This window comes from Orrella sp. JC864 (assembly GCF_037026685.1).
Lineage (GTDB): Bacteria > Pseudomonadota > Gammaproteobacteria > Burkholderiales > Burkholderiaceae_B > Orrella.
The window spans coordinates 87,538-101,052 of sequence record NZ_JBANET010000010.1; the positions used below are offsets into that span (position 1 = coordinate 87,538).

Sequence of the window (13,515 nt, forward strand, 5' to 3'; positions counted from 1 at the left end):
GGAAAAGGGAGGTGTTCGATGAACGCCTACAGCCGCGCCAACCGCCGCATCTACGCGGCCTTGTCCGATCCCCTGTCGGCCACCCACCGGCACCGCCTCGACGATCTGCTCAAGCGCCACGACAACGGCAAGACGACCTGGCTGGCCTGGCTGCGCCAGTCGCCCGTCAAGCCGAACTCGCGCCACATACTCGAACACATCGAGCGCCTCAAAGCCTGGCAGGCGCTCGACCTGCCTTCCGGCATCGAGCGGTCGGTGCACCAGAACCGCCTGCTCAAGATCGCCCGCGAAGGCGGCCAGATGACGCCCGCCGATCTGGCCAAGTTCGAGGCACAGCGCCGCTACGCGACCCTGGTGCGCTCGCCATCGAGGGCATGGCCACCGTCACCGACGAAATCATCGACCTGCACGACCGCATCCTGGGCAAGCTGTTCAACGCTGCCAAGCACAAGCATCAGCAGCAGTTCCAGGCGTCCGGCAAGGCGATCAACGCCAAGGTGCGGCTGGCCACCTCGATCAAGCAGGGCACGGTGACGGCCTCGCTGATGCTCAGGAAACTCGGCAGCTACCCGCGCCAGAACGGCCTGGCCGTGGCGCTGCGCGAGCTGGGCCGCATCGAGCGAACGCTGTTCATCCTGGACTGGCTGCAAAGCGTCGAGCTGCGCCGCCGCGTGCATGCCGGACTGAACAAGGGCGAAGCCCGCAACGCGCTAGCCCGCGCCGTGTTCTTCAACCGGCTGGGCGAAATCCGCGACCGCAGTTTCGAGCAGCAGCGCTACCGGGCCAGCGGCCTCAACCTGGTGACGGCGGCCATAGTGTTGTGGAACACGGTCTATCTGGAACGGGCCTCAAACGCCTTACGCGGTCACGGCCAGACTGTCGATGACGCCCTGTTGCAGTACCTGTCGCCGCTGGGCTGGGAGCACATCAACCTGACCGGCGATTACCTCTGGCGCAGCAGCGCCAAGATCGGCGCGGGCAAGTTCAGGCCGCTACGACCGCTGCAACCGGCTTAGCGTACGATTTTTTCCGTTTTCTGAGACGTCCCCAATCAGTGCCGCATTGTCCTGGTCAAGGATCAGGGCGTGTACTTCCTCGCCGAGCGTGGGGAGCGTCGCCCGGATGGGCGCCAGGCACTGCTCGCCTACGCCGTCGGATGCAACCCGGACACCGACCCGTTCGATGACTGGTGGCACCTCGCCGGCCGCGAGCTGGGCGGCGATGACTTCGCGGAGTATTTCGACCCGAAGGACGGCCTGTTCACGCGCCTCCAGCACTCGGCGGACGATCTCGTGCTTTCCGCCACCGCCACGCACCTGTCCTTAGCAGTGGTGCCTCCCGCCTGACGCGGCAACCGCCTCGCAGCCCCCGCATCGGGGGCCTTCTTTTGTTCGCACCGCCGCCATCGCCGCGCGTGCGCGTTTGTCTCCAGCCGCCGAGGCACGCCCCGCCGGCCACAACGCCGGCATGCCACCGGAGACAACCGCATGAACACGCCATCGACCTCGCCGAGGCTGCACCTCCTACCGGTGTCGCTGCGCACGGCCAATGCATTCGTTCTGTCGCACCATCGCCACCACCGCCCGGTCCAGGGCGCGAAGTTCGCCCTGGCCGTCACGCTGAGCGACAGCGACCTGATCCACGGCGTGGCCATTGTCGGCCGCCCGGTCGCGCGGCACCTGGACGCTGGAAGTCACGCGGCTGTGCACCGACGGCACACCCAGCGCCTGCAGCAAGCTCTACGGCGCGGCCTGGCAGGCGGCAAGGGCGCTGGGCTACATACGCCTGCTCACCTACACCATGCCCGACGAAGGTGGCGCCAGCCTGCGCGCCGCCGGCTGGCGGCTGATCGGCGCGCGCGGTGGCGGCGCCTGGAGCCGTCCCGGCCGTCCGCGCGCCGATACCCCCGAGCACCTGCGCGGCGCCAAGTGCCTGTGACAGGCGCCGGGTGGCGCGGACAAAGGGAAGCGCCCGGGTGCCGATTGATTGCTGCCGCGCGCGCGAGGCCCCGCCATGCTGGCCCCATGCCTGCTGACGTCGTCAGCGACATGCCAGGCAACCATCGGTCTTCGAGGTTGCGGCGCAGTTCCCACTGCGTGACCGAGCCAGCTCGCACCGCATCCTTCCGCGAGCGGCCACCAGCCTCTGGTGGCGGATGCTTTCGCCTTATCAACCCACCGCGGGGTCACGCACCTTCCCCGCATGCGTGGGCCGGTGTGTCTCCGCTTCATCCCAATGGAGATTCACCATGAACACCACGTCCAACGAGAAATCGTATTTCGACCTCCACACCTCGGGCATCGGCTACATCCAGCGTGTCCGTGAAGTGCCCGTCCGGGGCGGCCGCCGTGCGCAGCCTTTCCTGGCATGCACCATCGCCGCGCTGGTCGGCCCCGCCCGGGACCCCAGCTACCGCTACTTCGACGTCAAGGTCTCGGGTGCCGAGGCCAAGAAGCTCGTTCAGCGCTACATCGGCGTTGACGATCCCAAGCAGCGCCCGCTGGTGCGCTTTCGCCTCGGTGACCTGTGGGGCGATGTGTACATCCGCGACAAGGGTGAGCAGAAGGGTCAGGCCGCCGCGTCCCTCAAGGCGCGACTGCTCAAGGCCGAACTGATCGACCGGGCCGAACTGGCTTCGATCGAGCAGCACGAGTTGATCACCCGCGGCATCGGCTATCTCAATCGTGTGAAGGACGTCACCCCAAAAGCTGGCGACTCGTTCCTCTCTTGCACCGTCGCGGCACTGGCCGGGCCTGTCGATGAACCGGAGTATCGGTACTTCGACACCATCGTCGCCACCCCGGAAGCCGAGCACCTGGTTCGCCGGTGCGTTCAGGCCGTCGAGGGTGACCGCAAGGTGCTGATCGCCTTCCGTCTGAACGACATGAAGATCGATCCGTACATCCGCACCAAGGGTGAGCACGCCGGGGAACCGGCCGCCAGCCTGGAATCGACGCTGGTCCACATCGGTCTCATCAAGATCGACGGCACCCAGGTCTATCCGACGAGCCAGGCGCAAGCCGAGGCGCCGCCGGCCGAAGACGCATCCGCGTCCGAAGCCGACGATGCCATCGACACGGCCACCGAGCCCGCCGAGCGCGAGCCCGAGGCGCAAGTCCAGGAGCAGGAGCCGGCATTGGCTGCTTCGTTCTGATCCGGCACGGCCTCTCACGGGGCCTTGTCGCTTTTCCTCCCCACGTACGCCGCGTCCCCAGGACGCGTGCTTGCGCATTTCATCCCCCGAGTTCCGCGTGGTCTCACGGCCACGCGGTTGTCGAATTTCTCAAAGGAGATCAGCCATGTCTCTGGTATCCCGCTTTGCTCCGCAATCCCCGATCCTGCGCTCTGATCGCCCACTCTCGGACGACCGCATTCGTGCCGTCGTTCCGTCGATCTTCGCCGACGCTCCACATGGGAGCCGGTCCGATCGGTATGCCTACATACCGACCTCGACCGTGCTGACCAAGCTGCGCCAGGAGGGCTTCGAGCCCTTCATGGTGTGTCAGACGCGCGTGCGCAACGAAGACCGGCGCGAGTACACGAAGCACCTCATCCGACTTCGCCATGCAAGCCAGATCAACGGCGACGAGGCGAACGAGATCATCCTGCTCAACAGCCATGACGGCACGAGCAGCTATCAGATGCTCGCCGGCATGTTCCGGTTCGTCTGCCACAACGGCCTGGTTTGCGGTGACACCACCGCAGACATCCGCGTTCCCCACAAGGGCGACGTGGCCAGCCAGGTGATCGAAGGTGCCTACGGAGTCCTCGAAGGTTTCGAGCGCGTGCAGAACGCGCGCGATGCGATGCGCACCATCACCCTCGATGAGGGCGAAGCGGAGGTCTTTGCGAACTCTGCGCTCGCACTCAAGTACGACGATCCGGCCAAGTCCACGCCTGTCACCGAGAGCCAACTGCTGGCCCCTCGGCGATGGGACGACCGCAAGAACGACCTGTGGGCCGTCTTCAACCGCGTCCAGGAGAACCTAGTCAAAGGGGGCCTGAACGGACGCACGGCCAACGGCCGCAATCAGCGCACCCGTCCGGTGCAAGGCATCGACCAGAACCTGCGCCTGAACCGGGCGTTGTGGCTGCTGGCCGAAGGCATGCGCCAGCTCAAGGCGTGATGCCACGCGGACCTCGCCCACCTCGGGCGAGGCCATTTCCTCTCATCCACCGGGTGCCGTCGGCGGCCCGTCATTCATCATCAGGAGAACCATCATGGCAACCCCATCGGCTTCCGAGAAATCTGTTGCGCCCATCGTCGTCCCCGGCCAGCTCACGCTGCGTACCATCCGCGGCAAGAACGGCCCGTTCACGGTTGGCCGCCTCGCGACGCACCTCGGTACTTTCGAGGTCAAAGACCCGGAGCTGGAGCAGTACCCCGAAGGCAAGTACGACGGGGAATTCATCATCAGGTACATCTTCCCGAAGTCCTATCCGGTCGGCGGCGGCATGCGGTTCGAGATCCGTGCCAGCCTCGACGGCATGACGCTCAACGGCATCGACAAACTCAGCCGCGACGAAGCCCGCAGCTTCGCCACCCAGGACGTCGATCCGCTCGATGAAGAGCAAGGGGCGCAGCCTGCGGCAACGCCGGCCAAGCCCACCAAAGCGTCCAGGCCCGCCAAGCCCGCACCCGTGCAGGCGTCCGCGGACCCGCTGGTCGATACCACGCCCTTCGGCGTGGATGCGCCACCGCCTGCTACGGCCGCTGCCCCCGGCAGCACCGAAGACGGTGACGCCGCGCTCTTCGGCCTGCTGTGGCCGCTGGGCGAGTCCGTGAAACTGGATTCGACCATCGACCGCCGCACCCTGCGCGCGCAGATCGCCCGCCTGGGCGAGCTGGGCTACGCGCTGGACTTCAAGACGCAGGAGTGGAGCCGCCAGGCCGAACCAAAACCTGCGTGATCGCAGACGCCGCATGCGCGGTGTTCTTCATCCACCCGCCGGGGTTCCTTTCCCATGCGGGGGAGGCCCTGGCCATTTTCTGGAGGTCTCCATCATGTCCACCATCGCTTGCGATACCCCGCGTTCAACGCTGGATGAACCCGCGTGGCGGGACCTTTGCAAAGCGGCCGCCGCACACGCCCAGCGCGGTTGCGGCTTGTCCTACGACCACTACGTGACGCTCTTCAGTTCGGCGATCGACGCACAGGCCAATCGTTTGCCGGATGAGCAACGTGCTCAGGCTCTCGAAATCGCGGCCCAGGAATGGGACTACGCAACACCTGCCGAACGGCAGGAAACCCAGGACTGGAATGCGGAGCATGGCTATTGCTCGCACGGGATCGAGTTCGGCTACTGCCCGGCCGGTTGTGATCGAGACGATGACGACTGGGATTGAGGGCGACGCATAGGTTCCTTCGCCGCAGATGCGGCATTCCATCACCCGCTGGGGGTTCTTCCCCACGGGGAGGCCTTCAGCTCAACTTTTCGAGGAGGCCTCTCATGGGCTGGTATTTCTCAAACCAATCGCGGTCCGAACTGATCGCGGAACTGATCGCACCGCAAGAGACCGAGCGCGCCAGCGTCAAGGTCATCGCTCACACCCTGCGCGGCAACGTGCTGTGGTCCGTCGCCGAAGTGACCGCCAAGGTCGAAGGCGTGCATCGTGATCTCGCACCGGGCCAGTCCCTGCGCTACATCCGCTGCGATCTGCTTGAACGAAGCGGCGGCCAGTGGGGCTACAAGTCCTTGGACGAGTCCATGCACCCGTACTACTACACGTGCCCGCTGTCCTATCTGGACCTCGCACCGGAGCAGTCCGCCGACTGGCGTGCAGGCGTTCGCGCCTACCACGCCCGGCGGCGCACACCCACGGCATCCGCGGCATCCGCCGCGGCGTCGATGGCCTGAGCCAGGAGGAACCGACATGGACCCGATCCTGGCAACGCTTCCGCCCTCGTTGCTGGCACTCGTTGAAGGGAGTTTGTCCAACGACGAAGTGTCCTCCGACGAGGAAATGCTGGCGTACTTCATCGACAACGGCCTCACCGAGGACCAGGCACGGCAGGCACTGACCTACCGCGACCAGTACCTCAACAACATCTACCTGGAAGGCTTCACGCCGATCACTTCGGCGGACGAGCCGCTTCACTTCAACCCGCACACCCGGCAGTTCGAGCCGGACTGAGCGGTTTTCTTCCACCCCCTGGGGCAGTACTTGCCCCAGCGGGCGGTGCTGTTCCCGTTCATCCGAGGACACCACCATGCCCGCAAACACTTCTTCCACGCTGTACCGCATCGACGAATGCCCGGACGTGATGGCCGACGCCTGCGTCGGCGATGACCAGGGCAACCTGATCTTCCTGTCCATCTGGGCGCGGGACACCGCCGTCCAGCAGTTCCTCGCTCGCCTGACCCTCGGGCGCGACGAGCAGGGACTGGACCAGTTCCACGTCATCACCGACCAGGGCGGCAGCGTCCCGGTATTCATCGGCAACGTCGATCGCCTGGAAAAGCGCATCACGCGCGCGTACCGGCGGACGCTGTTCGGCTCGCTGTCCAACGTGTGGCTGTTCGACCGGCGCTGCGTCAAGCCCGACAAGGCCAACGCCAGCGCATTGGCACTGCTGCCACGCGACAGCGCCCACAGGCTTGACCGCCTGTGGATGCTGGTGCGGGACACCTGCCCGTTGCCGCTGCTCGATCACTGGCGCGAGACCGTGCTGGAACTGCTGCAAACCCGCGAGATGCTGGCCCGCCTTCCGTTCGCCCTCGGGCCGCTGGAAGGCCATCGGCTCGCCATCGACGTGCCGGCGCTGACCCTGGCGCTCGGCTCCCTGATCCGCAGCGACGCGCTCACCGCCTATCCGTATCCGGCCAAGATTTGGACGCCGGAAGCGGTAGCGGCTTGACCCACCCTCGGAGGCACGCCTTGGCGTACTTCCGTGTTTCATCCCCGCCAACCAGGAGACTTCCATGGCCCTCATGTTCCCGCGGCTCGCCCGCAATTTCGTCAAGAACGGATATTTCCCGACCGACGAACCCACGCTCGAAAGAGCGCTCAACGCACTGATGCCCAGCGACGGGCCGATGTGCATCCTCGATCCCTGCGCCGGCGAAGGCGTGGCGATCGCCGAAGCCGCCCATGCCCTCGGGCGCGAGCAGGCAAAGGCGTTCGCCGTCGAGTTCGACGCGGAGCGGGCGCGCCATGCCCGCGGCCTGGTCGATCACTGCCTGCACGCGGACCTGATGGACACGATGGTCTCCAAGCAGTCCTTCGGGCTGCTCTGGCTCAACCCGCCGTATGGGGACCTGTCCAAGGACGTCAACGGCAACATCGGCTATCAGGGCCAGGGCCGTGCCCGCCTTGAAAAGCTGTTCTACCAGCGCACGCTCTCGCTGCTGCAATACGGCGGCGTGCTGGTTTTCATCGTCCCCGGCTACGTGCTCGACGCGGAGTTGGTCGGCTGGCTGACGCGCCACTACACGGACCTGCGCATCTACCGAGCGGTGGAGACGCAGTTCAAGCAGGTGGTGATCTTCGGACGCCGGGTGCGCCAGCGCGAGCAGGTGCCCGATGGCGTCAAGGCCGTGCGCAATCTGCTGTTGCAGGTAGGGCAAGGCGAAGTCGAAGCCGAGGAACTGCCGAGCGAGTGGCCGTTCCTGCCGTACATCGTCCCCGCCAGCCCGGCCGAGCCAGAGCATTTCTTCCGCGTGACGATGGAGCCCGAGCAGTTCGCCGATGAGGTTGGCAGGCTGCAAGGCTTGTGGCCATCGCAGGACACGCACCTGGGGGCTGCGCAGCAATCGCTGCGTCCACCGGCGCGGGCCTTGTCCCGCTGGCATCTCGCCCTGGCTCTGGCCGCGGGTGCGATCTCGGGGGTTGTGCGCTCCAAGACCGGGCGCGTGCTCGTCGTCAAAGGTGACACCCACAAGGACAAGACGCTCCAGCGGGAGTTCACCGAACGCGAAGACGGCTCCATCGCCGAGACCCGCATCCTCACCGACAAGTTCGTTCCCGTCATCCGCGCGTGGGACATGACACCTGGCTCCGCGACACGGGGCGAGGTGTTGACCATTCGCTGATCCACCGGACGCGCTGCCGTCCTGCTGTACCAACTCGAAGGAGAAACACCATGATCCCCAATCCGTTCAAGCGGCCTGCGCCGCACAAGCAACCGTTGTTCGCACCGAGTACGTTGAAGTTGAGCGAGAAGGTGCATTGGCTGGCCCGGCGAGGCCTGATCGACCCCTTGGCCTATGTCCAGCGCCATGTGCGCGGGGACTGGGGCGAGATCGATGAGGCCACACGCCAAGCCAACGACGTGGCGATCCAACAGGACAACCTAATGATCTCGCAGTTCAGGATCACGCCGGACCTGGCGCTGATCGTCAAGACCAGCGAGGACCACCAGACCACGGTGGTCCAGCTTCCCGAAGAGCGGGACCTGATCTGAGGCCCCACATCGTCATCCTCATCCACCTGACGGAGCCACTTCACTCCGGCAGGGGTGTCGTGGCTCAATGACTCATCAAGGAGGAGCCCATGGCATCGCATCGCATCGAAACCTACTGCCAGCGGCTGGCGTTCCCCATCGGGGCGCTCATCTTCAGCAGAGGTGTAGACCGCCTGGTCCGCGCGGGTCGCCTGGACCCGATCCCGTACTTCAGGCGCCACACCCGTGGCGACTGGGGCGACGTCAACATCCAGCAATGGCAGACGAACAGCAGCGCGCTTCAATCGGGCGCGTCGCTGGAATCGCACTACGTGATCCATCCGGGGCTCGCCATTCGCATCGTCACCGATTCGCAGCGCTGCGCAACCGTCATCGTGCTTCCGTCCGAAGACTGAGCACGGTTCACCTGCGGGCCGCCCAGGCCAGCACCTTCAACCACCCTCAGCCACGCGTCGATTCTCTTCCCACCACGGGGCATGCCATTGCCCCGCTGGGGGTGGTGCATGCCCCATTTTTCTTTGGAGCATCACCATGTCCCTCGATCTCGAAACCACTGCCGCTGAATCCGCGCCCGTACAGGGCGAACTGCTCGACGCGGAATCTTCCCCTCTGACCCTGAGCCTTCAGGATTTTGTCGGCGAGTTCGGCGACGAACTACTCGACGCCCTCAACAGCGCTAATCCGCCGGTCTATACCGGCCAACCGCAGGCGCACCGGCAACTGGTGGTCGCCAGCCTCAAGCGCAAGCTGTTCCCAGCCCAGGCCGAAGTCGTCCACGCCGCCGCCGAGCTGCTGATCGACCGTGGCGAACGTGCTGCGATCGTCAATGGCGAGATGGGCTGCGGCAAGACGACCGTCGGCATTGCCACGGCCGCCGTGCTCAACGCCGAAGGCTATCGCCGCACTCTGGTGCTGTCGCCGCCCCACCTGGTTTACAAGTGGCGGCGCGAGATCCAGGAGACGGTGGCCGGTGCCAAGGTGTGGGTACTCAACGGGCCGGATACGCTCGTCAAGCTCATCAAGCTGCGCGAGCAGTTGGGCGTGCAGCCCACGGGCCAGGAGTTCTTCGTCCTGGGGCGCGTCAGGATGCGGATGGGCTTTCACTGGAAGCCTGTCTTCACCACGCGGCGCACCCGCCACGGCGACGTGGCGGCCTGCCCGGACTGCGGCACGGTCATCACCGACCTCGACGGCGAGCCGGTCAACCCGATCGCGCTCCAAGCCGAGGAGTGCCGCAGGAAGTGCGGCCACTGCGCCGCGCCCCTGTGGACACTGATCCGCCCGCGCAGTCTGTCCGGCAGCGACCAGTCCTCGGCCGTGCTCAAAGCCTTAAAGCGCATACCGACCATCGGAGAGGTCACCGCGCAGAAGCTGATGCAAAAGTTCGGTGACGGGTTCCTGGCGTCGATGCTCGGCGACAACATCCATGAGTTCATCAACCTCATGGATGGCAACGGCGAGCTGGTGTTTTCCGACCGTCAGGCCACGCGCATGGAACGTGCGATGGCCAACATGGAGTTCGGCTTTGGCGAGGGCGGCTATCAGCCGTCCGAGTTCATCAAACGCTACCTGCCGCAAGGCACGTTCGACCTGCTCATCGCCGATGAGGCACATGAGTACAAGAACGGGGGCAGTGCCCAGGGCCAGGCCATGGGCGTGCTGGCGGCGAAGGCTCGCAAGACCTTGCTGCTGACCGGCACGTTGATGGGCGGCTACGGGGACGACCTGTTCCACCTGCTGTTCCGAGCCCTTCCGGGGCGGATGATCGAAGACGGCTACCGCCCGACCACGAGCGGCAGCATGACCTCGGCTGCGATGGCGTTCATGCGCGATCACGGGGTGTTGAAGGACATCTACTCCGAGAGCACCGGCACGGCGCACAAGACGGCCAAGGGCACCAAGGTATCGGTGCGCACGGTCAAGGCCCCGGGGTTTGGCCCCAAGGGCGTGCTGCGCTGCATCCTGCCGTTCACGATCTTTCTCAAGCTCAAGGACATCGGTGGCAACGTCCTGCCGCCGTATGACGAGGAGTTCCGTGAAGTCGCGATGGACACGGCGCAAGCCGCGGCCTACCGCGATCTGGCGGGTCGGCTGACCGCGGAGCTGAAACAGGCTCTGGCGCGACGCGATACGACCTTGCTGGGTGTGGTCCTCAACGTGCTGCTGGCCTGGCCGGATTGCTGCTTCCGGTCGGAGACCGTGGTGCATCCGCGCACGCGCAACACCTTGGCGTTTGTCCCGGCTCAGTTCAACGAGTTCGAGATCAGCCCCAAGGAGCGTGAGCTGATCGACATCTGCAAAGCGGAGAAGGCGCAGGGCCGCAAGGTTCTGGCCTACACGGTCTATACCGGCACGCGGGACACCACGTCGCGCCTGAAGGTGCTGCTGGAGCAAGAAGGCTTCAAGGTGGCGGTGCTGCGCGCAAGCGTGGATGCCAGCCGCCGCGAAGACTGGATCGCTGAGCAACTGGATCGTGGCATCGACGTGCTCATCACCAATCCCGAGCTGGTCAAGACGGGATTGGACTTGCTGGAGTTTCCGACGATCGTGTTCATGCAGTCGGGCTACAACGTGTACTCGCTCCAGCAGGCGGCACGCCGCTCCTGGCGCATCGGGCAGAAGTTGCCGGTGCGCGTGATCTACCTCGGCTACGCCGGTTCTTCGCAGATGACCTGCCTGGAACTGATGGCCAAGAAGATCATGGTCTCGCAGTCCACCTCGGGCGACGTGCCCGAATCGGGGCTGGATGTCCTGAACCAGGATGGTGATTCCGTCGAGGTCGCACTGGCCCGGCAACTGGTCGCCGCCTGAACTTCACGCAATGCCGACGACCGAGAGGTCGTCGGCTCTTTTTTCAGCGCCTCGCAGCGTCAAATTGCACCTTGCCGTACACGCCTGGACAGTGATTCAGCGCTTTCCTTGCGCTCGCTGTAACGATCCACCAGATACGGCGCCACGTCGCGCGTGAGCAGCGTGAACTTCATCAGTTCTTCCATCACGTCCACCACGCGGTCGTAGTAGGCCGAGGGCTTCATGCGTCCGGCCTCGTCGAACTCCTGGTACGCCTTGGCGACCGAGGACTGGTTCGGGATGGTCAGCATCCGCATCCAGCGGCCCAGCACGCGCATCTGGTTGACGGCGTTGAACGACTGCGAGCCGCCCGATACCTGCATCACCGCCAGCGTCTTGCCCTGGGTCGGGCGCACCGCGCCGACCGACAGCGGAATCCAGTCGATTTGGGTCTTCATCAGGCCGGTCATCGCGCCGTGGCGCTCCGGCGAACTCCACACCATGCCCTCGGCCCATTGCACCAGTTCGTGCAGTTCCTTGACCTTCGGGTGATCGGCCGGCGCATCGTCCACCAGAGGCAGCCCGGACGGATTGAACAATCGGGTCTCGCCGCCCAGCGCCCGCAAGATGCGTGCGGCTTCTTCGGCTGCGAGGCGGCTGAACGAGCGTTCGCGCAGCGAACCATAGAGCAGCAGGAAGCGCGGCGCGTGCGTGGCCCGTGCCGGCGCGAACAGATGTTCGGTGTCCGGTTGCTGGAACAGCGCCGTGTCGATGTTCGGCAGGTCGAGACGAGATTCAGACACGGCGGCCGTCCTGATCGACCACCGGCTCGCCGTCTTCCTTGTTGAACGCGCCGCGCTGCGGCTGCGGCAGCAGGTCGAGCACGGCTTCCGAAGGCCGGCACAGGCGCGTGCCTAGCGGCGTGACCACGATAGGCCGGTTGATGAGGATGGGATGCTGGAGCATGAAGCCGATCAGGTCGTCGTCGCTCCACTTCGGGTTGCCCAGGTCGAGGTCGGCATAGGGCGTGCCTTTCTCGCGCAGCACGTCTCGCACCGGCACGCCCATCGCCGCGATCAGCGCCTGGAGCGTGTCGCGGTCGGGCGGCGTTTTCAGGTACTCGATGATGGTCGGTTCCTCGCCGCTGTTGCGGATCAGGCCCAGCACGTTGCGCGAGGTGCCGCAGGCTGGGTTGTGGTAGATCGTGATGGTGCTCATGGATGCCTCTTGGAGGTTACGAAGTGGTCGCGCGGCGTTCGTACCAGCCGCGTGAGCGATTGACCACGCGCACCACCAGCAGCATGACCGGCACCTCGATGAGCACGCCGACCACTGTTGCGAGTGCTGCGCCGGAATGGAAGCCGAACAGGCTGATGGCGGCGGCCACGGCCAGCTCGAAGAAGTTGCTGGCACCAATCAACGCGGATGGCCCAGCGACGCAGTGCTTTTCGCCCACCTGGCGGTTGAGCCAGTACGCCAGACCGGAATTGAAGAACACCTGGATCAGGATCGGCACCGCCAGCATGGCGATCACCAGCGGCTGCCGGATGATGGCCTCGCCCTGGAAGGCGAACAGCAGCACCAGCGTCAGCAACAGCGCGGCGATGGACAATGGGCCGATGCGTTCCAGTGCCCTGTCGAACACGGCCTGCCCCTTGCGCAGCAGCGCCCGGCGCCAGAGCTGGGCCAGGATGACCGGAATGACGATGTACAAACCCACCGACACCAGCAAGGTGTCCCACGGCACCGTGATCGACGACAGGCCCAGCAGCAGGCCGACGATGGGTGCGAAGGCGAACACCATGATGGTGTCGTTCAAGGCCACTTGCGACAGCGTAAATACCGGATCACCGCCAGTCAGCCGACTCCAAACGAAAACCATTGCGGTACACGGTGCAGCAGCCAGCAGGATCAGGCCGGCGATATAGCTGTCGAGCTGATCGGCGGGCAGCCAGTCGGCAAAGACGTGGCGGATGAAGATCCACGCCAGCAACGCCATTGAGAACGGCTTGACGGCCCAATTGATGAACAGCGTGACCCCCATGCCCCGCCAATGCTGGCGCACCTGGCCAAGCGCGGCGAAGTCCACCTTCAGCAGCATGGGGATGATCATTACCCAGATCAGCAGGCCGACCGGCAGGTTGACCTTGGCAATCTCCATGCGGCCGATGGCCTGGAATGCGGCGGGCGCGAACTGGCCCAGAGCGATCCCCGCGATGATGCACACCGCCACCCATAGCGTCAGGTAACGCTCAAAGCCGCTCATGGCGGAGTTTGCTGGCGCGGGGCCGGCAGTATCGGTTGCGCTCATCGGGCGGGC

At 65.3% G+C, this 13,515-nt stretch carries 15 protein-coding genes and 3 pseudogenes; 15 read left to right on the forward strand and 3 right to left on the reverse strand.

Going from position 1 to position 13,515, the window contains the following annotated elements; translation table 11 throughout:
• The first annotated feature begins 18 nt into the window (after positions 1–18).
• The 15 genes and pseudogenes from V8Z80_RS20895 to V8Z80_RS11320 all read left to right on the forward strand — a co-directional run bounded on the left by V8Z80_RS20895 (position 19) and on the right by V8Z80_RS11320 (position 11,216).
• The gene (locus tag V8Z80_RS20895; protein WP_003098931.1) at positions 19–534 is read left to right on the forward strand and encodes a Tn3 family transposase; all 516 of its coding nucleotides are present in this window, start codon (positions 19–21) and stop codon (positions 532–534) included.
• Positions 498–1,016, forward strand: a pseudogene (locus tag V8Z80_RS20900) (Tn3 family transposase); the annotation flags it as partial. The gene V8Z80_RS20895 and the pseudogene V8Z80_RS20900, both read left to right, overlap by 37 nt.
• Before the next feature lie 33 nt (positions 1,017–1,049).
• Positions 1,050–1,346: pseudogene (locus tag V8Z80_RS11260) on the forward strand (DUF3085 domain-containing protein); the annotation flags it as partial.
• 141 nt (positions 1,347–1,487) lie between these two features.
• A pseudogene (locus tag V8Z80_RS11265) lies at positions 1,488–1,938 on the forward strand (XF1762 family protein).
• 310 nt (positions 1,939–2,248) lie between these two features.
• Entirely contained in the window at positions 2,249–3,154 is a 906-nt protein-coding gene (locus tag V8Z80_RS11270) for a DUF3577 domain-containing protein (protein ID WP_003116825.1), read from the forward strand.
• A 145-nt stretch (positions 3,155–3,299) separates the two neighbouring features.
• Positions 3,300–4,127, forward strand: coding sequence for a DUF932 domain-containing protein (locus tag V8Z80_RS11275; RefSeq protein ID WP_013391792.1), 828 nt, complete (start codon positions 3,300–3,302; stop codon positions 4,125–4,127).
• Positions 4,128–4,221: 94 nt separating this feature from the next.
• The gene (locus V8Z80_RS11280) at positions 4,222–4,911 is read left to right on the forward strand and encodes a DUF3275 family protein (protein WP_003116823.1); all 690 of its coding nucleotides are present in this window, start codon (positions 4,222–4,224) and stop codon (positions 4,909–4,911) included.
• A 94-nt stretch (positions 4,912–5,005) separates the two neighbouring features.
• Positions 5,006–5,347 carry a hypothetical protein gene (locus V8Z80_RS11285; RefSeq protein WP_003116822.1) on the forward strand — a complete coding sequence of 114 codons (342 nt, stop codon included), beginning with the start codon at positions 5,006–5,008 and terminating at the stop codon, positions 5,345–5,347.
• Between the two features lie 104 nt (positions 5,348–5,451).
• Positions 5,452–5,859 (forward strand): hypothetical protein, encoded by a 408-nt coding sequence (locus tag V8Z80_RS11290; protein ID WP_003116821.1) that lies wholly within the window; start codon positions 5,452–5,454, stop codon positions 5,857–5,859.
• A gap of 16 nt (positions 5,860–5,875) precedes the next feature.
• Positions 5,876–6,136, forward strand: a complete 261-nt coding sequence (locus V8Z80_RS11295) for a hypothetical protein (protein ID WP_003090124.1) — start codon at positions 5,876–5,878, stop codon at positions 6,134–6,136.
• A 76-nt stretch (positions 6,137–6,212) separates the two neighbouring features.
• Positions 6,213–6,860, forward strand: coding sequence for a hypothetical protein (locus V8Z80_RS11300; protein ID WP_003116820.1), 648 nt, complete (start codon positions 6,213–6,215; stop codon positions 6,858–6,860).
• Between the two features lie 40 nt (positions 6,861–6,900).
• Entirely contained in the window at positions 6,901–8,034 is a 1,134-nt protein-coding gene (locus V8Z80_RS11305; RefSeq protein WP_223224654.1) for a DUF6094 domain-containing protein, read from the forward strand.
• 50 nt (positions 8,035–8,084) lie between these two features.
• Complete coding sequence (locus V8Z80_RS11310) at positions 8,085–8,405, forward strand: hypothetical protein (RefSeq protein ID WP_003116818.1); 321 nt, start codon at positions 8,085–8,087, stop codon at positions 8,403–8,405.
• 89 nt (positions 8,406–8,494) lie between these two features.
• Positions 8,495–8,800: a hypothetical protein gene (locus V8Z80_RS11315; protein WP_003116817.1), complete on the forward strand. Its 306-nt coding sequence runs from the start codon at positions 8,495–8,497 to the stop codon at positions 8,798–8,800.
• A 136-nt stretch (positions 8,801–8,936) separates the two neighbouring features.
• Complete coding sequence (locus tag V8Z80_RS11320; protein ID WP_013391793.1) at positions 8,937–11,216, forward strand: helicase-related protein; 2,280 nt, start codon at positions 8,937–8,939, stop codon at positions 11,214–11,216.
• 59 nt (positions 11,217–11,275) lie between these two features.
• On the opposite strand, the gene arsH is transcribed toward V8Z80_RS11320, so the two are convergent.
• From arsH to arsB, 3 genes are read right to left on the reverse strand one after another with little or no spacing between them, the layout of a single operon-like run.
• On the reverse strand, positions 11,276–11,998 hold the full coding sequence (gene arsH, locus V8Z80_RS11325) for an arsenical resistance protein ArsH (RefSeq protein WP_013391794.1): 723 nt from the start codon (positions 11,996–11,998) through the stop codon (positions 11,276–11,278).
• On the reverse strand, positions 11,991–12,413 hold the full coding sequence (arsC, locus tag V8Z80_RS11330) for an arsenate reductase (glutaredoxin) (RefSeq protein ID WP_013391795.1): 423 nt from the start codon (positions 12,411–12,413) through the stop codon (positions 11,991–11,993). The genes arsH and arsC overlap by 8 nt, the downstream gene beginning before the upstream one ends.
• A 16-nt stretch (positions 12,414–12,429) precedes the next feature.
• Positions 12,430–13,506 (reverse strand): ACR3 family arsenite efflux transporter, encoded by a 1,077-nt coding sequence (gene arsB, locus V8Z80_RS11335; RefSeq protein WP_013391796.1) that lies wholly within the window; start codon positions 13,504–13,506, stop codon positions 12,430–12,432.
• Positions 13,507–13,515: the final 9 nt, after the last annotated feature.